This is a genomic window from Bartonella sp. HY328 (genome assembly GCF_025449335.1).
Classification (GTDB): Bacteria; Pseudomonadota; Alphaproteobacteria; order Rhizobiales; family Rhizobiaceae; genus HY038.
This window is the reverse complement of sequence record NZ_CP104883.1, coordinates 3,121,168-3,142,939: the sequence shown is the minus strand read 5'-3', so window position 1 is coordinate 3,142,939 and position 21,772 is coordinate 3,121,168. Positions and strand designations below refer to the sequence as shown.

Genomic DNA, 21,772 nt, shown 5'->3' with positions numbered 1-21,772 from the left:
TCTTTCAAATGCGTCTTTATTCGGAAACGTCGACACCGAACCATTTTTCAGAGATAGATTTTAAAGTGCCATCAGCTTTCATCTCGGTGATTGCCTTGTTGATTGCAGCTTGAAAGGCGGGGTCTTTGCGAAAAGCTAGGCCTTGTTCTTGTTTGGCAAAAGGTTCGCCAGCTGGAACAAAAATATTACCTGTTTTTTTCACATAGTCAGCAGCAACCAGACGATCATTGAGTACAGCATCGGTGCGTTTTGCTTTAAGGTCATTATATTTTGTTGCCTCATCATCATAGGTACGAACGTCAACGCCAGGTACATGTTCATTCAGCCATTGTTCATAATGGGTGCCAAGCCCAACCCCTACCGCATGACCAGCCAGCTTTTCTGGTGATGTTAATTCATCTTTTAACTCGGGTCGCGTGATGATTTGGATGCCGGAAATGGTGTAGGGTATTGAAAAATCGAAGGCTTTTTCTCGCTCAGGTGTGATTGTTACTTGATTGGCTATAACGTCAATTCGGCCAGAGCCAAGAGATGCCAAAATGCCATCCCATTTGGTTGGATAAAATTTAGCCTTAAGGCCCAAACGTTTTGCAACTTCAGTGGTGAAATCAATTTCAAAACCAACAAGATCACCATTCTCGTCCTGATAATTGAACGGCGGATAAGTACCCTCCACTCCAATTGCTAATTCACCCTTTTTAGCAATGCTTTCAGGTACGCCGCTTGCAATATCAGCATGCGCGAAGGTCGAGGCTAACAAACTTGCTAAACCCAATAATGTCGCAAAAATAAAATGCCGACGATTTTTATGTGTCATGAGACTCTCCATTTTGGTGGGGCTTGCTGCCAGTAAAGCAGACCGGTTAAGCAGACATGCAACCATAATTAGAATAGTTTACCTAACGCTATTGAAATACAGCTTTTAAATCAAGAACGTGCCTCACCTAAAATAGTTGCGTTAATAGTAAAATATTTTGTATATTTAATATAAATTGGAATAAAGTTTTAAATATATGAATTAAAGTGTGGTTTAAGAAATATTTTTGCAGTTTGTGCCAAAAATTTTAGCAGCAATCTTTTAGACTCAGTCAGAACAATTTTTAGATGGTGGTCTCGTTGTGAATGCTGATAAGAAATTATTATTTCTGCGTCCCTATTTTCATATATTCGTAATCTCGTTATGGCAATTTGGTTGCTATTGAGAGGTTAAATAGGGCGAATAACGAAACTTAAAATATTATCAATTATAATTGAGCAATTATTCTTTGTGATTTTGTTTATTCTTGTTTATCTTTATGCTTGTTTATCTTTATTCAAGGGCTTAGGTCTTGACCTTAACAAGCTGGTAATAGACTTATGGGGCGAATTGCCTGCGAGGAAATAAAAATGGAAAAAAAGAAAAAACGGTTTTCTATTCCTCGGCTTAATAGTACGACGTTGCGCAAAAATGTCGATTCAGCGATTAGAAATCGTCGCGGTCATCGCCCGATATCAGCAGATAGAGAAGGTGGTGATACGGTCATTGCATCCTATAATGTTCATAAATGTGTGGGCCTTGATAAAATATTTAATCCTGAACGTATCGTTAATGTGATTTCAGAACTTAATGCAGATATTGTTGGTTTACAGGAAATTGACAAGCGGTTTGGTGAGCGCATTGGTCTTTTAGATCTAGATTATTTGAAAGAGCGGACAGGATTAAAGCCAGTTCCTATACAAGCCATGTCGTCAATGGGGCATGGCTGGCATGGAAATGGGCTGTTTTTTCGCAATGGCGACATCAAGGATGTCCATCAGATAAGCTTGCCCGGTTTAGAGCCACGTGGTGCTGTGATTGTTGAGTTTGATTTGGCCTATGGGCCTTTAAGGGTTATTGGCGCACATTTTGGCTTGTTGCATCGCTCGCGTATCCAGCAGGCAAAAACCATCTTGGCTTATCTTGAAACACGCCCCGATATGCCAACCTTATTGATAGGTGATCTTAATGAGTGGCGTATTGGTAAAGGTTCGTCACTAATTAGTCTTTCACCACTGTTTGATCTTGCTATGGGTACGCTTCCTAGCTTCCCTGCTCGCTTTCCTATTTTGGCGTTAGATCGAGTTTTTGCATATCCTAAAAACTTGGTAAGTTCTGTAGAAGTGCATAAAAGTGCTTTGGCGAAAGTTGCCTCTGACCACTTACCGATTAAAGCCCATATAGACCTTGTTGGTGCGTTAAGCACGATGACGGTTAGCGCGAAGGTCAATTAATATTGCCAGAAACTAATATTGCCAAAAACTTGTGTCTTGCTCTAAGATTACAAATAAGGGGAAAAAAGCCAGATAACTCGATCGAGGAGGCGGGCAGTAAATGGGCGATCTAAAAGGTTTTGCAACAAAACTTGTTGGGCACCTTGCATAGAGCTATCAATTTTTTTGGCAATTTCTTGCGCAAATTGATAATCCATAACTTCCATATCAACTTCAAAATTCAATCGCAATGAACGCGCATCCATATTGGATGTGCCGACATAAGCCCATTTGTCATCAATCACCATAAGCTTAGAATGGTTAAATGTACCACCAGCACGCCAAATATTGCAGTTGTCTTGCAATAATTGATCAAATTGCGCGCGCATGGCACGGTCAACCTGCTTTAGGTTGTTTTCACCTGGTATAACTATATCAACCCTAACGCCGCGTCGTGCCGCTGTTACAAGAGCACTTATTAATTCCCGATCTGGCAAAAGATATGGTGTTTTAATCCGGATATGAGTTTGTGCTAACGAAAAGGCACCAATGAGCATTTTATGATTGGTTTCAATGCAGCGATCAGGGCCAGATGGAACTATACGGATAATTTTTCCTTGTCCTGGGGAAAGAGCAGGGCGAGGAATAGCCCATTCAGCCCCATTAAGCTTTTCACTGGTGGTAAAAATCCAATCTTCGGTTGCAACATGCAAAAGATCTGCAACAGCTGGCCCTTCAACTCGAAAATGGGTGTCATTATAGGCTTGGTCACCCGATAATAAATGGGAAAAACCCACTCGGATATTCATGCCGCCAGTAAAAGCAATTGCACCGTCAACAATCATTATCTTGCGGTGGGTGCGTAAATTGGCGTAAGGCAGACGTAGGCCGATAATAATATTGCCGTTAAAAACATTAACCGGAACATTATGTTGTTTTAACAAATGCACGACACTTGGAAAGGAATAACGCGCGCCCACTGCATCAATTAATACCCGTACCGCAATGCCGCGTTTTACCGCATCAGCCAATGCTTTTACAAATTTTATTCCAATAGGATCGCGGTCAAAAATATAGCTTTCTAACAATATGCTGCGTTTGGCATTAGCTATAGCATCAAGCATAGCTTCATAAGCAAGATCGCCATCGTTTAATGCTTCAATATAATTGCCGCTTGTTTGATTGCAGCGGCTGACCTTATCGCCAAGACGGCTCATGGCTGCGCCGAAATATTGATAATCTTGTTCGATAAGTGACTTATCAACTGCATAATCGTTGAAGTGAAAATGCTCAATTTCATTGACTTTACGGCGCTGGATGTCAACGCTTTTGCGTCTAATACGATTAACGCCAATAATCGCATAAATAACCGCTCCCAAGATGGGCGAGAGGATGATAACGCCAACCCAGCCGATAGCGGTGCGCACTTCTTGCTTGGTCATTGTTGCGTGAATTGCAGCTGTTAAACCCATGACAACTGATAAAATTGCAAGAATATGGGGCCAATAATGGAGAATTAGTTCAGTCATAAGGCTCTCAATCAAAATTTGATATCGTTGTCTTTGGCTGTGCTTCATTGTGATGAGCAGCAGTTTACTTGCATTTTCAATGTTATAACATGGCAAGAGTCATATTTACAAGCAGCCTCATTGTTAACAAGTATATTAAATATTAGTAATATGGCTAATATCCTTTGACATTGTAATTTCAGTAGTTTATCAAAAGCTAAAATAAACCTTAAGAAGCAGTCCTGATTTTTTAAATCTGCTCTACTACAATTTTTGACCAAAAAATCAATATTTTGAGTCCAGTGGAACCAATATACCTTTTATTCGTTTGAATAGGAGTAGCTTGGATGAGAAATCTTTTTGAAATACAAATTATTAAAATCATAGTTATAAGCTTTTATTTTTTAATACTTATAATATAAGTCAATTAATTATAGTTATATTTTTGATTATATTTTTGACTTAACTAGTATTCTGCATGTTATATTGTAGATTTTGTTTTCAATGTTAATTTATACTATTTTATAGGTTTGAGCTTCGTTATTATATTTGACTATATAATAATATTATTTGATTTGTTGGTGTTATCTCAAATTATTTTTAATTTGAGAGGCTATCGGCATGAGTAAATCATTTATGCGCGCAGAGCGTTAAGTGGGGTAAAGATAATGACTAGTAAATCCGTTTTGAATAACCATGTTGATACAAAAATCACCAGTAAGTCGGGCGTTGTTAATGCGTCTAACGAAGCTGGCAATTTTTACATTGATGCAGCCAAGGGGGATATTGCAAATTACGCCCGCGAAGGTGGCGATCTGGTCATTGAGTTTAAAGATGGTGAAAAGCTTGTTATTAAGAATTTCTTTACCTATGGATTAGAATTCAATAACTTATTGCTAAGTGGTGGTGAAGTATTGTTGTTGGTGGACTTTACCAAGGCATTATCAGGTCAAGATGGTATTGAAGATCCTGATGTCATCTATCACGAATTAAATGATGGTATTGATGCAACGGCAGTATTGCTTGGATTGCTTGGCGCTGGTGCGCTTGCTGCTGGGGTTTCAGGCTCCTCAGGCTCCGATTCTGATCAATCGCCGCCACCAGTTGTTGATAATACTCCACCTGCTGTTCCTAGCCTTAGTAGTGTTTATGATAGCGTTGAAGCCATTATAGGTGATATTGCAAATGGCGATAGCACCAATGATGCACGTCCAACATTTTCCGGTACCGCTGCTGCAGGTTCGACAATAAAGTTTTATGATAATGGCCAGTTTATTGGCTCTACCGTTGCTGATAGTAATGGAAATTGGAGCTGGCAGCCTGATACAGATTTGGTTGATGGTGCTCATTCTATTACCTATACTGCTTCAGACAGTGCTGGCAATGAAAGCGCTCATAGCAATCCATTTGAATTTACCGTAGATACCCAAGCGCCAAATGCGCCATCAGCTCCAAATGCAACTGATAATGCAGAACCTTTTATTGGCACAATTGAAAGTGGTGGTAGCACCAATGATAATCAGCCAGAATTTTCTGGAAAAGGTGAACCAGGTTCAACGATTACTGTCAAAGATGGCGATACGATCATTGGTGAAACAACCGTTGATAGCGATGGTAACTGGACATTTAAGCCACAAACACCGCTTGGTGAGGGTAGCCACTCGATTACTGTGACCGAGACTGACAAGGCTGGTAATCAAAGCGATTCAAGTGCGCCGATTGAGTTTGAAGTTGATACAATTAAGCCATCAACTCCATCAACTCCAAATGCGGCCGACAATGCCCAACCATTTATTGGTACAATTGAAAGTGGCGGTAGCACCAATGATAATCAACCTGAATTTTCAGGGAAGGGTGAAGCTGGCGCAACGGTTACTATTAAGGATGGTGATACTATCATTGGTGAAACAACCGTTGATAGCGATGGTAATTGGACATTTAAGCCAGAAACACCGCTTGGTGATGGTAGTCATTCGATTACTGTGACCGAAACAGATAAGGCTGGCAATCAAAGCGATTCAAGCACACCGATTGAGTTTGAAGTTGATACAACGCCGCCTGCTGCCATTGATGAAACATTGATGGATCTTGTTGATGATTTTGGCCTCTATCAAGGCACTATTGCCCATGGCGGACCAACAGACGATCATATTCCCACCTATAGCGGTGGGGTAGGTTCAATTGATCCTAATGATGCATCTTCAATTAATATTTATAATAAAGACGTTGATGGTAATGTAACGCTTATTGGTACCACGACAGTTAATGCTGATGGTTCTTGGAGCTTTGACCCTAACCCATCTTTGGGTGCGGGTGATTATATTTTTACCGCTCGTCCTGTGGATAAGGTTGGCAATATTGGCCCCGAAACAAGTGGTTGGAACTTTACAGTTTTTGGTGATGCACCGCAAAACCCAGCCATTACAAACGTAACCGATAATGAAGGTGCTGTCGTTGGTGAGTTACAAAAAGATGGCGTGACGGATGATACCACGCCAGTCGTAACTGGAACAGGCGAAACTGGTTCAGTTATTACAATTTATGTGCAAAATCCTGATGGTACAAGCTTTATTGGCGGCACAACTGTTGTAAATGCCGATGGTGTTTGGAGTCTTGAAATTAGTCCAGCTTTTGCACAGGGCGATGGCACTTATACTATTTCGGCGCAAGCCCATGATGCGGCTGGACAGCTTAGTGCCATGACCGGCGGTTATCCGGTTATTCTTGATACGCTTGCACCAAACGCACCGCAGCAACCGATTTTAACCGATAATGTCGGCGATGTAACGGGAGCTTTGTCGCCAAATGATACAACCGATGACAAGCAGCCAGTGCTTTCAGGTAATGTAGGCAGTGAAGAAGCAGGCGGCACAATTACCATCAAGGATGGTGATACTGTTATTGGCACAACCACGGTTGAGCCGGATGGATCTTGGAGTTTTACCCCTCCAGCTTTGTCTGAAGGTAACCATTCAATCACTGTCACTGTCACTGACCTCGCAGGTAACGAAAGTAAACCAAGCCCAAGTTTTGACCTTACGGTTGACACCAGTAATGTTGAAGTAAGTTTTAGCCATTTTGTGGATAATGTTGGCTCTATTCAGGGTAATGTTGATATTAATGGGGTGAGCGATGATCGCACTCCCGTCATGGTAGGCAATGCTACAGCCAATACAACGATTACGATAAGCTATATAAATGGTGATGGTGAAAAAATTATTGTTGGCGTGACCACTGCTGATAGCAATGGCGCTTGGACTTTGACACCAACAACCGAATTTTCTGATGGCACTTATGGCTTTACAGCAGAAGCTGTTAATGCTGCTGGTACTAAAGATGATGCATATTTTAATATTGAAATTGATGCTACAGCACCAACCGCCCCAATTATTAATGAAGTTCTAGACGATGTAGGCTTCATTCAAGGTCCGATTAGTTCTGGTTCTTCAACCGATGATACAACGCCAAGCTTTAGCGGTACCGCAGAAGCTGGCACGACAATTACAATCAAGGATAGTGATGGTACTATTGTTGGTCAAACAACTGTTGATGATGAAGGCAATTGGTCGCTAACTACTGATCCTTTAGCTGAAGGTTCCCATAATCTTAGCATCACAGCAACCGATACTGCTGGTAATGAAAGCACCGGCACTGGTTTTGATGTAACAATTGATACACAAGGGCCAACGGCAACAGCTGAGCTCGGCTCGATTAGTGACGATAGCGGTTTTGATTCAACCGATTTTGTTACAAATGATACAACGCTCATTTATACGATTCGCATAAATGGCGACATCGAGGCAGGTGATACTGTTTGGATGCGTATTAAGCCCGATGGTGGTGCAAGTGGTGAGTGGATACAAGCGACACGCAATGATGATGGCACTTACAGTGTTAATCATAATGATGCTGCACATTCTCTAGCTGATGGCCGCTACACAATTGAGACTATTATTCGTGATGCGGCTGGTAATCCATCGGAAATTTCTTCGCAGGCGATTACAATTGACACGCAAGGTCCAACTGGAGCAATTGTTGCCATTAGCGGCTATTTTGATGATGTTGGCGCTATCACAGGCACAATTAGCCAATCAGGTACATCAAGCGACGATACAACGCCCTTGTTAAAAGGTACTATTTCTGGTTTGCAAGATGGCGACCGTATCATCATCAAGGTTACTGACGCTGCTGGTGTAACCACAATTCTTGGTGAAGCAACCGTTAATAATGGTGTTTGGGAATATCAGGTAACTGATAGCCAAGCATTTGCAGAAGGTGATTATCATTTTGAAGCAGTTGTGACTGATAATGCTGGTAATGAGGGGTCAACATCTAATAGTTTTGCTATAACAATTGATGTTACGCCACCAAGTGCTATCAACAATGATAGTCTTGATCTCATTGATGATTTTGGGCCGCTTCAAGGTTCAATTCAATCTGGTGATTCAACTGATGATCGCACACCCACCTATAGTGGAGCTGCGGGGTCTGTGGACGCTGATGATGTTGCAACAATCAATATCTACAATGAGGATGCCTTTGGTGATATTCATCTTATTGGCTTAACAACAGTAAATGCGGACGGCTCATGGACTTTTGACCCAAATCCACCTTTAACACCAGGTGATTATATTTTTACCGCGCGTCCAGTTGATAAAGCGGGTAATGAAGGCCCGGCAACAACGGAGTGGAATTTTACTGTTGTTGGTGCGGCCCCTGCTGATCCGGCTATTACCAGTGTTGGCGATAATCAAGCACCCGTCACCGGTAATTTGCAGCAAAATGGCGTGACTGATGATACAACACCGGTTGTGCGCGGTACGGGTACTGCTGGTTCGACTATCACTATTTATGTTACTGGCCCTAATGGCGAAAGCTTTACTGGTGGTACAACTATTGTTGGAAGTAATGGCGTTTGGACATTGGAAATCAACCCAGCTTTCGATAAGGGGGATGGACAATATGTCATTCAAGCGCAAGCAAGTGATATAGCTGGTCAGCTTAGCAATATAACCGGCGGATATCCGATTGTTCTTGATACATCAGCTCCAGCAACGCCGTCTTTGCCAACAATTACAGATAATGTTGGAGATGTAATAGGTGCGCTTGCTCCTGATGGCACAACAGACGATAGCCGTCCGGTTATTTCGGGTCAAGAAGATGCTAGCGAAGCTGGTGGTACAATCACTATTAAAGATGGTGATACTGTGCTTGGCACAACGACAATTAACCCAGATGGTTCATGGAGCTTCACACCGCCTGCGCTTAGCGAAGGCGATCATACCATCACAATTACAGTGACCGACCAAGCCGGTAATGAAAGTAACCCTAGTGATGGTTTTGATATTCATGTCGATACCAGTAATGTTGTTGTAAGTTTTGATCATTTTGTTGACAATGTTGATCCAATTACAGGTAATATTGACAATGGTGGTATCAGTAATGACCGCACACCACAAATGGTGGGTAAAGCAACTGCTAATGCCGTTGTGACGGTAAGCTATGTTGATAGTAATGGTACAAAAATTATTGTTGGCACAACAAGCGCTGACAGCACTGGTGCATGGAGCCTTACACCATCAACAGATCTTATTGATGGAAATTATGGGTTTATGGCTGAAGCGGTAAATGCTGCTGGTACTAAAGGCAACGCTTATTTCACCATTAATATTGATGGAACGGCGCCTGCAGCTCCGGTTATTAACGATGTGCTTGACGACGTTGGCTTCATTCAAGGTGCTATTACATCTGGCTCATCGACCGATGATACAACACCAACCTTTACAGGTAGCGGTGAAGTTGGCGCAACCATTACAATCAAGGATGAAGATGGCAATGTCGTTGGTCAAACAACTGTTGCCGGTGATGGGACATGGTCTATCACAACCAACCCACTTGCAGAAGGTAATCATAGCCTTACAGTTACTGCCACTGATCAAGCAGGCAATGAAAGTAGTGGTGTTGGCTTTGATGTAACAATTGATACAACTGCACCAACATCGACAGCAATTTTGCAATCAATCAGCGATGATTCTGGTTTTAATAACGCCGATTTTGTAACCAATGATCCTACGCTTATCTATACCATAAGCATTAATGGCACTTTGGAAACAGGCGATACTGTTTGGATGCGGATTAGGTCTGAAGATGGTAGTGTTGGCGAATGGATAAAGGCCGTTGATAATGGTGATGGTACCTATAGCATAGACCATAATGATGCAGCACATTCTTTAGCTGATGGCAATTATGTTATTGAAACCATTGTACGTGATGCAGCAGGTAATAGTTCTGCAATTTCAAGCCAAATTATTATTATTGATACAACTGCACCTAATGATGCAACTGTAACAATTAGTGGCTATTTTGACAATGTTGGCGCAATTACCGGTAATATTACACAATCTGGCAGCTCGTCAGATGATAAAACTCCGTTACTCAAGGGCACCATTGCTGGTCTTGAAACGGGAGATCGTGTCATTATTAAAGTGACAGGATCGGATGGTATTACCAAAATATTGGGCGAAGCGACAGTCAGCGCCGGAACATGGCAATATCAGGTAAGTGACGCGCAAGCATTTTTGGATGGTGATTATACATTTGAAGCGGTTGTCACAGATAATGCTGGCAATGAAGGTTCAAAATCAAATAGTTTTAAACTCAATATTGATACAGTGGCACCATCAGCTATTGATACAACAAAACTGGATCTTGTCGATGATTTTGGACCAGTTCAGGGTACAATTAATCGCGGCGATTCAACTGATGACCACACCCCAACCTATAAGGGTGCTGCGGGTTCCGTTGATCCAGCTGATGCATCAAAAATTAATATTTATAACAAGGGCTCTGATGGTACGTTAACCCTCATTGGCTCAACAACAGTCAATGCTGATGGTTCGTGGAGTTTTGATCCTCAGACTGCTCTTACCGCTGGAGACTATATTTTTGTTGCTCGCCCAGTTGATAAAGCGGGTAATGAAGGTGATGCCACACCAGATTGGAACTTTACAGTTGTTGGCGCAGCGCCTTCCATTCCTGTGATTTCGCGCATAGTTGATAATGTTGGTGATGTCACCGGTGATTTACAACGTAATGAAGTTACCGATGATACAACACCAACTCTTCATGGTACTGGTAGCGTTGGTTCAACCATTACTATCCATGTAACTGCACCCGATGGTTCAACCTTTATTGGTGGAACAACGGTTGTTGCAGCAGATGGCAGTTGGACATTAGAAATTAATCCAGCATTTGCCAAAGGTGATGGTACTTATACTATTGCTGCACAAGCAAGTGATGCAGCAGGCCAATTAAGTGGAATGACAACTGGTTATCCTATTGAGCTTGACACTACTGCACCATCAACGCCATCAATACCAACCATTACCGATAATGTTGGTGAAACAACAGGTGTGCTTGCACCAAATGATACAACTGATGATAAGCGGCCGGTTATTTCAGGTAATGCGGGTGTTGGCGAAGCAGGCGGTGTTGTTACCATTAAGGATGGCGATACGGTTCTTGGTACAACCACAATAAATGCCGATGGTTCTTGGAGTTATACACCACCTGCGCTGAGCGAAGGCAGCCATTCTATATCTGTAACAATTACCGATAGTGCTGGTAATACCAGTAATGCAAGTGAAAGTTTTGATCTCATTGTTGACACGACCGAAGTTGTTGTAAGCTTTGATCATTTTGTTGATAGCGTTGGCTCAATCACCGGTAACGTCGCAACAGGTGGTATAACCGATGATCAAAAGCCAGTATTTAATGGTAATGCAACGCCTAATGCAACCGTAACCGTAAGCTATGTAAATAGTGATGGGCAAACAGTGATTGTTGGCACAACAACCGCTAATAGTGATGGCACGTGGACACTAACACCGACTGAAAATCTTGCAGATGGGTCTTATAGTTTTACTGCTGAAGCTAAAAATGCAGCTGGTAATACTATTACAACCACCTTTACGCTTGAGGTTGACGCAACAGCACCACAAACACCAGCTTTACCAGTAGCAACTGATAATGCTGAGCCAAATATTGGTGTGATTACATCTGGTAGCGATACCAATGATAAACGTCCACAATTTTCAGGCACAGGTGAGGTCGGCTCAACTATAACCATTAAAGATGGCGATACAGTTCTTGGCACAACAACCGTTGATAGTGAGGGAAATTGGTCGTTCATGCCTGATACACCGCTAAGTGAGGGCAGTCATTCGATAACGGTAACAGAAACAGACACCGCTGGTAATGCGAGTAATCCAAGCCCATCGCTTGATTTTAATGTTGATACTACGGCACCTGCAACACCAGCTGTTCCAACGGCTAATGATAATACCGAGCCTAAGACAGGTGTCATTACTGCTGGAAGTAGTACAAATGAAACAAAACCTGTATTTACTGGCACAGGTGAAGTAGGTTCAACAATTACAATTAAGGATGGCGATACCGTTATTGGTACAACAACAGTTGATAGTGATGGTAATTGGTCATTAACCCCTTCAACCGCGTTAAGCGAGGGTAATCATTCTATCACTGTTACTGAAACCGATAAGGCTGGCAATGCCAGTGAAGAAAGTGCGGCGCTTGACTTTACCGTTGATACGACTGCGCCTGCAACTCCTGCTGTCCCCACCGCAACTGATAATACTGAGCCTAATACCGGTGTAATAACCGCTGGTAGCAGCACCAACGAGACCCAGCCCGAATTTTCTGGCACGGGCGAAGTGGGCTCGATTATTACGATCAAAGATGGCGACACAATTATTGGTGAAACAACTGTTGATAGTGATGGTAACTGGTCGTTAACGCCAAATACCCCACTTAGCGAAGGCGATCACTCGATTACTGTGACAGCAACAGATGCTGCGGGTAATGCAAGTGATTCAAGTGCCTCGTTGGATTTCAATATTGATACCACGGCACCAAACGCGATTGATGAAAGTAAGTTAGATCTTGTTGATGATTTTGGTACGATCCAAGGTACAATCAATCGTGGTGATCCAACCGATGATCGTACACCAACTTATGATGGTGCGGCAGGCTCGGTTGATCCAGATGATGCTTCAACCATCAATATTTATAATAAGGACGCTGAAGGCAATGTAACGCTTATCGGTACAACAACAGTTAATGCTGATGGATCTTGGAGCTTTGACCCAAGCCCACAATTAATTCCTGGCGATTATATCTTATCAGCTCGTCCAGTTGATAAGGCAGGTAATATTGGTCCAGCAACGACTGATTGGAACTTCACCGTTGTGGGTGCAGCACCATCTGATCCAGCTATCACCAGCGTTAGCGATAATGAGGGTGCAGTTACAGGTGGCTTGCAGCAAAATGGCGTGACCGATGATACAACGCCTGTTGTTGGCGGTACCGGTACAGCTGGTTCAACCATCACCATTCATGTTACCGCTCCAGATGGCACAAGCTTTATTGGTGGTACAACTATTGTTGATAGCAATGGTAATTGGACCTTGGAAATCAGCCCAGCTTTTGCCAAAGGCGATGGTACTTATACGATTAAAGCGCAGGCAAATGATGCGGCAGGTCAGCTCAGCAATATGACGGGCGGCTATCCAATTGTGCTTGATACTACTGCGCCATCAACACCATCAATGCCAACCATCACCGATAATGTTGGTGATGTAACAGGTGCCTTGTCACCAAATGATACAACTGATGACAAGCAACCTGTGCTTTCTGGTAATGCGGGTGTTGGTGAAGCTGGCGGTATTGTTACCATTAAGGATGGCGATACGGTTCTTGGTACAACAACAATTAATGCTGATGGCTCTTGGAGTTATTCTCCTTCAGCCTTAGCTGATGGTGATCATTCAATCAGCATCACTGTGACCGATCCTGCAGGTAATACAAGCGCTGCAAGTCCTAGCTTTGACTTTACAGTTGATAGCAGCAACGTCATTGTTGGTTTTGACCATTTCGTTGATGATTTTGGTTCAATCCAAGGTAATGTTGGCAATAATGGTGTTTCTGATGACCGCCGTCCGCAAATGGTTGGTAGCACAAGTGCTAATGCAACTGTAACCGTAAGCTATGTAAATAGTGATGGGCAAACGGTGGTTGTTGGTGTTACCACAGCTGATAGCAATGGTGTGTGGACATTAACACCAACAACAGATTTTGCTGATGGTGTTTATAGCTTTACTGCTAATGCTGAAAATGCAGCAGGCACCAAGGGTAGTGTCATATTCGGCATTGAAATTGATGGCACAGCGCCAGCAGCGCCAGTGATTGATGAAGTGCGCGATGATGTTGGCTTTATCCAAGGCGCGATCACATCTGGTTCATCAACCGATGATACAACACCAACCTTTAGTGGCTCTGGCGAAGTTGGTGCAACCATCACGATCAAGGATAGCGATGGGAATGTAGTTGGAACAACAACAGTTGGCAGTGATGGCAAGTGGTCTGTTACCACAGATCCTTTGACTGAAGGCGATCATAGTCTTACTGTAACTGCAACCGATGCGGCAGGCAATGAAAGCACAGGTACTGGTTTTGATGTAACAATTGATACTCAAGGCCCAACTACAACTGCTACCTTGCAATCAATTAGCGATGATACCGGCACAAGTGCTTCAGATTTTATTACAAATGATCCAAGCTTAATTTATACCATTGCTATCAATGGCACTTTGCAAGCTGGTGATACGGTTTGGATAAGAATTAAACCAGAAGGTGGAACCGTAGGTCAATGGATTGAAGCAACACGCAATGATGATGGCACTTATAGTGTTAATCATAATGATGCTTCTCATGCGTTAAGCGATGGCAATTATATTATTGAAACCATTGTTCGTGATGCTGCTGGTAATCCATCAACCTCATCAACACAAAATATCACTATTGATACACAAGGCCCAACATCGGCCGTTGTTACCATTAGTGGCTATTATGATGATGTTGGTTCAATTACGGGTGAAATTTCTCAAACCTCAACTTCAACCGATGATACAAAACCACTTCTCAAAGGAACCATATCAGGCCTTGAAGATGGTGATAGAGTTATTATCAAGGTCACTGGTGCCGATGGTATTACTAAAGTACTTGGCGTTGCAACTGTAACTAATGGTACTTGGGAGTATCAGGTGACAGATGCGCAAGCACTTGCAGAAGGTAATTATAGCTTTGAAGCCGTTGTTACTGATAATGCAGGCAATGAAGGCTCGAAATCGGCTAGTTTTGATCTTAATATTGATACCACGGCACCAAATGCGATTGATGAAAGTAAGTTAGATCTTGTTGATGATTTTGGTACGATCCAAGGTACAATCAATCGTGGTGATCCAACCGATGATCGTACACCAACTTATGATGGTGCGGCAGGCTCGGTTGATCCAGATGATGCTTCAACCATCAATATTTATAATAAGGACGCTGAAGGCAATGTAACGCTTATCGGTACAACAACAGTTAATGCTGATGGATCTTGGAGCTTTGACCCAAGCCCACAATTAATTCCTGGCGATTATATCTTATCAGCTCGTCCAGTTGATAAGGCAGGTAATATTGGTCCAGCAACGACTGATTGGAACTTCACCGTTGTGGGTGCAGCACCATCTGATCCAGCTATCACCAGCGTTAGCGATAATGAGGGTGCAGTTACAGGTGGCTTGCAGCAAAATGGCGTGACCGATGATACAACGCCTGTTGTTGGCGGTACCGGTACAGCTGGTTCAACCATCACCATTCATGTTACCGCTCCAGATGGCACAAGCTTTATTGGTGGTACAACTATTGTTGCAATGGTAATTGGACCTTGGAAATCAGCCCAGCTTTTGCCAAAGGCGATGGTACTTATACGATTAAAGCGCAGGCAAATGATGCGGCAGGTCAGCTCAGCAATATGACGGGCGGCTATCCAATTGTGCTTGATACTACTGCGCCATCAACACCATCAATGCCAACCATCACCGATAATGTTGGTGATGTAACAGGTGCCTTGTCACCAAATGATACAACTGATGACAAGCAACCTGTGCTTTCTGGTAATGCGGGTGTTGGTGAAGCTGGCGGTATTGTTACCATTAAGGATGGCGATACGGTTCTTGGTACAACAACAATTAATGCTGATGGCTCTTGGAGTTATTCTCCTTCAGCCTTAGCTGATGGTGATCATTCAATCAGCATCACTGTGACCGATCCTGCAGGTAATACAAGCGCTGCAAGTCCTAGCTTTGACTTTACAGTTGATAGCAGCAACGTCATTGTTGGTTTTGACCATTTCGTTGATGATTTTGGTTCAATCCAAGGTAATGTTGGCAATAATGGTGTTTCTGATGACCGCCGTCCGCAAATGGTTGGTAGCACAAGTGCTAATGCAACTGTAACCGTAAGCTATGTAAATAGTGATGGGCAAACGGTGGTTGTTGGTGTTACCACAGCTGATAGCAATGGTGTGTGGACATTAACACCAACAACAGATTTTGCTGATGGTGTTTATAGCTTTACTGCTAATGCTGAAAATGCAGCAGGCACCAAGGGTAGTGTCATATTCGGCATTGAAATTGATGGCACAGCGCCAGCAGCGCCAGTGATTGATGAAGTGCGCGATGATGTTGGCTTTATCCAAGGCGCGATCACATCTGGTTCATCAACCGATGATACAACACCAACCTTTAGTGGCTCTGGCGAAGTTGGTGCAACCATCACGATCAAAGATAGCGATGGGAATGTAGTTGGAACAACAACAGTTGGCAGTGATGGCAAGTGGTCTGTTACCACAGATCCTTTGACTGAAGGTGATCATAGTCTTACTGTAACTGCAACCGATGCGGCAGGCAATGAAAGCACAGGTACAGGTTTTGATGTAACCATTGATACTCAAGGCCCAACTACAACTGCTACCTTGCAATCAATTAGCGATGATACTGGTTTTGACACAGGTGATTTTATCACCAGCGACAATAGTTTGATCTATACCATTGCTATCAATGGCAGTTTGGAAGCCGGTGACACCGTTTGGTTGCGCATTAAACCTGCAAGTGGCTCGGCTGGCGATTGGATACAAGCAACACGCAATGATGATGGCACTTATAGTGTTAATCATAATGATGCTTCTCATGCGTTAAGCGATGGTCGTTATATTATTGAAACTATCGTTCGTGATGCTGCTGGTAATCCATCAACTTCAACCTCCCATGATATAACGATTGATACACAAGGCCCAACATCTGCAACGATATCTATCACTGGTTTTGCTGATGATGTTGGTTTGATCCAAGGTGATATGACCACATCTGGTACATCAACCGATGATACAACACCATTGTTGAAGGGTACTGTAACAGGTCTCGAAGATGGTGATCGCATTGTTATTAAGGTAACTGGCGCTGATGGTGTAAAGACTGTGCTTGGTTATGCAACCGTGACCGATGGTACTTGGCAGTATCAGGTGACAGATGCGCAAGCACTTGCAGAAGGTGATTATAGCTTTGAAGCCGTTGTTACTGATAATGCAGGCAATGAAGGCTCGAAATCAGCTAGCTTTGATATCAATCTTAACTTAACTGGGCCGTCTGCTTCTTCATCTATAACCAGCATTAGTGATGATACCGGTACAAGCGCAACTGACTTCATCACCAATGATGATACGCTTATTATAAATGGAACTGTTTCTGAAACCTTGGCAACAGGTGAGAAAGTACAGATTCAGATCGATAATGGCACATGGGTTGATGCTGTCTATGATGCTGATACCAATACATGGACATATGATAATACTGGTAGTGTTTTATCGGAAGGCACTCACACGATTACTAGCCGTGTTATTGATGCTGCCGGTAATGTGACAGTTGGTAGCACTCAGAATGTTACTATTGATAAAACCGCGCCAATTGATGGATATGAAATTGCCATTAGCGGATTTACCGATAATGTTGGTTTGATCCAAGGTGAAATGACCGTTTCTGGTACATCGAGCGATGACACAACACCGCTTCTTAAAGGGACGGTTACTGGCATGCAGGATGGAGATCGTATTGCGGTCAAAGTTACTGGGCCAGATGGACAGAAAATCTTACTTGGCTATGCAACTGTTACCGGTAACACTTGGACCTATCAGGTTAGTGATGCTCAAGCTTTTGCAACCGATGGACAATATAGATTTGAAGCCGTTGTTACCGATAAAGCTGGTAATGAAGGTAAAACTTCCACCGTCTTTGATATCAATCTTGATCTTACAGCACCAACTTCTGCCGCCAGTATTACTGGTATCACAACCGATACAGGCTTTAGCGACAGTGATTTTATCACCAGTGATACGACCTTGACCATCCATGGTAGTGTCTCACAGACCTTAGCATCAGATGAAAAAGTTCAAATCTCGATCGATGGTGGTGATTGGGTAGATGCTGTTTATAATTCTGCCGATAATAGCTGGAGCTATGATAACACTGGGAATGCTTTATCTGAAGGCAGCCACTCAATTGCGACCCGCGTTATTGATGCTGCTGGTAATGTTACCAATGGCGGATCACAAACAGTCGTTATTGATACGACAGCACCAACAAGTGCAAGTGTTTCTATTACTGGTTTTTATGATGATATCGGCTTGAATACCGGTGATGTAACGACCAGCAACAGCTATACTGATGATACTAAACCCCTTCTTAAAGGTACAATTGCTGGCGTTGGCGATGGTGAAAGAGTTGTTATCAAAGTTACCGATGAAAATGGTATAACAACTGTTTTGGGCGTTGCTACTATTTCTGGTGGTACATGGGAATATCAGGTGACGAGTGCACAAGCCTTTAGCGATGGTAAATTTAGCTTTGAAGCAGTTGTCACTGATACGGCTGGTAATGAAGGAACAAAGTCCAGTGTATTTGATATTAATGTCGATACTGCGGCACCAACTGCAACTTCAGACATAGTTTCAATTACCGAAGACACTGGTAATGTTGGTGATGACTTTATTACCCGTGATGGAACCTTAATTATTACTGCAAAGGTTACCGGAACTCTTGCAGCTAATGAACGCGTTCAAATTTCATTGGATAATGGTCAAACTTGGCAAGATGCAACCTATGCTGCTAGCAGTGATAGCTGGAGTTTGGATAATAGCGATACAGAGCTTGCCGATGGTACTTATACCTTTAAAACACGTGTTATTGATGCTGCTGGTAATTTAGGTACTGAAAGCAGTAAAGAGGTGACCATTAATAATGGTGTACCAAGCACAACTGTAAGCATTACGCATTTTAGTGATGATTACGGCACGCAGCTTTATGACAGCTTGCCATCTGGTAGCTATACCGATGATACGACACCAACTTTACACGGCACTTTAAGTGAAGAACTTGAAGCAGGTGCAACAGTTGCTGTTTATCGTGGTAGTGTTTTTGTCGGCTATGCCACAGTTAGCGGTACAAGCTGGAGCTTCACCGAACCAACTGAACTTAAAGATGGGACTTTTTATACCTATTATGCCGCAGTACAAAGTTTGTCCGGTGTAAATGGTAGCCTTTCTTCAGGTTTTGAAATTGCTATTGACACAACTGACAGTAATATGGCGCCAAATGTTGGTACCGGTGGTGCTTATGCGACCTATTCCATGTCCTTACGACTTGGGAATAATGGCGGCTGGACAATGATGACCGATATGGCTGAATATTCAGCTGATGGTAATGATTTCCGCAACTTTGGTTCGCCTAAATTGCTCACTTGGGCTAATGTCGGTAACGCTGCAGTTTCTGATCAATATACGTGGGAAAAATTATTTAGTTCATATACCTATGGCGATTACAACCGCGATGGTTATATGGATATGTTCTTGACTGATAGAACTTATGGTGGCGGCAGCAATGCGACGATGTTTATTGGTCAAGCCGATGGCAGCTATGTTGCAACATTGGTAAATAGTGGAACGGCGACCCATTTTGGTAGTACTATTACTTTCGATATGGATGGTGACGGTTGGCTAGATGCCTTTATCGGCGACTCTGGTAATGATAGCTCGACCTTCTTCCACAATAAGGGAGATAGTGGTACTGCAGATTTTGCTGCTGGCCGTTTTGATGTCTATGGTTATGGTGCTGTTACTGCTTCATCCATGCCATCTGATCTTAGAAGCCTCACAACAGATCATGAATTATCTGCAATCGATCTTGATAATGACGGTACTGTTGATCTGGTTTTCCATGGCAATTATGCTGGGCAAAGCACCTATAATATGGTGACGCTCAAAAATAATGGTACTGGTTCGTCAACAGGGCAAAATTGGAGTTTGGGTCAGTCCTTTACCAATGTGTTCAACACAAGTGGTCTTGCTGGTACAGCCTTACAGTCGGATAGTTTTGAACGAACTATTTCCCTAACTTGGGGCGACTTTAATGGCGATGGTTATATGGATCTATTCATTGGCCAATCAAAAGATGCAGGTGTTGGCGCAGTTGCTAATACAACTGGTACCGATAGTATGATTTTCTATAATGATGGTGCCGGTAATCTTAAAGATCCGCAACGCATTGCTGACGGTATTATGGGTAAATCAACCCTTGCAATTGACTGGGATGGTGATGGTAAAATGGACCTTGTTGAGGTTCCTGAAGCCAAATATTCTATCGGTACATCGCTTTATTACCATAATACTGGTACGCTTGATGATAGTGGCCAAGTTGTCTGGGATATTAAAAATATCAAGGATATGGGTGTTGCAACGGCTGGTGGTTCCATCATGACGTCAACAGCACTTGATGCTGCGGTTAATGGTGCAAGTGCTGCTGCAATGGATTATGATTGGGATGGTGATCAAGATTTGATCATATCACGTGCTAATACCACTGAAGCATCGATTGTTATCACTAATCCAAATACGCCAGATTATGGCACTGCCATGCATTTGCGTATTGTACGTCCCGATGGTTCCAATACGTTTTATGGTAATACGGTTGAAATTTATAATTCAGCTGGTGTGCGTGTTGCAAGCCAGATTATCAACCCGCAATATGGTACGGGTTGGAATGATAGCTCGGCAATCGTCCATTTCTATGGTCTTGATCCAAATGAAACCTATACTGCAGTATTACGCTTTAACCAAAATGGTGTTTCACAAGACTTTGGTGGTCAAGCTTTTGCCAGCAGCACCAATCCAGTTGAAAATGTAAATTCAAGCTGGACTAACCTTAAAGCAACAGAACCCTATAATGGTTATGTTCTAACAGCTGAAGCTGATGGTGCCACCGCCAATACGAATAGTTACAGCGCTGACGTTGGTATTGTTGGTACTGGTTACAATGATACTTTCTTCATTGGTGCTGGTACCCGTTACTATAATGGCGGCGGCGGCTGGGTTGTTGGCGATGGTGAACGCACTTGGGATGCGGATAGTGGTTTGGATATTGCTGATTTTGCAGCTGTTGGTTCTGCTGGCATTAACGTAAGTCTTGCCATTACCGATGCTTTCCAAAATGTTGCAACCGGCTATACCATTAAGTTAACCAATATAGAGGCCATTTATGGTACCAGTGGTAATGATACTATTACCGATGGTAATGGTGAAAACATCCTCAATGGTCGTGGCGGCGATGACAACTTTATCTTGAGTGGGACAGGTCAAACAACCTTGCTTTATGAGGCAATTGCTGACGATGCAACGGGTGGCAATGGTCATGATACGGTAGATCAGTTTACCCTTGGCAATTATGCAACCAATGCGAATGCAGACCGAATTGACCTATCTGATATTTTGATTGGTTATGTTCGCGATGCTGACGGTCCTGCACATTTTGACTCAAATGGCGTTGCTAAAATCGATGTTGGTGATAAGATTGGAGATTACCTCAAAGTAGAGCAAGAAGGTGGCAATACCGTGCTTTACGTTGATCGCGACGGAAGCGGTGGCTCTTATGAATCAACACCATTATTGACCATTAATGACGTAAATGTCGATCTTGCAACTCTACTTGCTAATGGTCAAATTGTTGTTTAACTTTTAAAAAAGTTTAACTCTTTTATAAAAATTTAACTCTTTTATAAAAATTAAAAGGCCTCCCGATTACCAT

The 21,772-nt window shown here is 42.8% G+C and carries 5 protein-coding genes; 3 read left to right on the top strand and 2 right to left on the bottom strand.

The genetic code is table 11. The features are described from left to right. Positions 1-16: 16 nt before the first annotated feature. Entirely contained in the window at positions 17-817 is an 801-nt protein-coding gene (tcyJ, locus tag N5852_RS13320; protein ID WP_262098245.1) for a cystine ABC transporter substrate-binding protein, read from the bottom strand. Between the two features lie 569 nt (positions 818-1,386). On the opposite strand from tcyJ, the gene N5852_RS13315 reads away from it, so the two are divergent. Continuing rightward, entirely contained in the window at positions 1,387-2,250 is an 864-nt protein-coding gene (locus N5852_RS13315; RefSeq protein ID WP_262098244.1) for an endonuclease/exonuclease/phosphatase family protein, read from the top strand. A gap of 47 nt (positions 2,251-2,297) precedes the next feature. Here the strand turns inward: N5852_RS13315 and N5852_RS13310 are convergent, their stop codons facing one another. After that, the gene (locus N5852_RS13310) at positions 2,298-3,758 is read right to left on the bottom strand and encodes a phospholipase D-like domain-containing protein (protein ID WP_262098243.1); all 1,461 of its coding nucleotides are present in this window, start codon (positions 3,756-3,758) and stop codon (positions 2,298-2,300) included. Between the two features lie 647 nt (positions 3,759-4,405). On the opposite strand from N5852_RS13310, the gene N5852_RS13305 reads away from it, so the two are divergent. Further along, a complete protein-coding gene (locus tag N5852_RS13305) occupies positions 4,406-15,619 on the top strand; it encodes an Ig-like domain-containing protein (protein WP_262098241.1) in 11,214 nt (3,737 codons plus the stop codon). Then, positions 15,529-21,699, top strand: coding sequence for an Ig-like domain-containing protein (locus N5852_RS13300; protein ID WP_262098240.1), 6,171 nt, complete (start codon positions 15,529-15,531; stop codon positions 21,697-21,699). The genes N5852_RS13305 and N5852_RS13300 overlap by 91 nt, the downstream gene beginning before the upstream one ends. The last annotated feature ends 73 nt before the right edge of the window (positions 21,700-21,772 follow it).

Bases quoted from the DNA above. Each gene is read 5' to 3' on its own strand.
- tcyJ (WP_262098245.1), bottom strand. From the start codon at position 817: ATGACACATAAAAATCGTCGGCATTTTATTTTTGCGACATTATTGGGT.
- N5852_RS13315 (WP_262098244.1), top strand. From the start codon at position 1,387: ATGGAAAAAAAGAAAAAACGGTTTTCTATTCCTCGGCTTAATAGTACG.
- N5852_RS13310 (WP_262098243.1), bottom strand. From the start codon at position 3,758: ATGACTGAACTAATTCTCCATTATTGGCCCCATATTCTTGCAATTTTA.
- N5852_RS13305 (WP_262098241.1), top strand. From the start codon at position 4,406: ATGACTAGTAAATCCGTTTTGAATAACCATGTTGATACAAAAATCACC.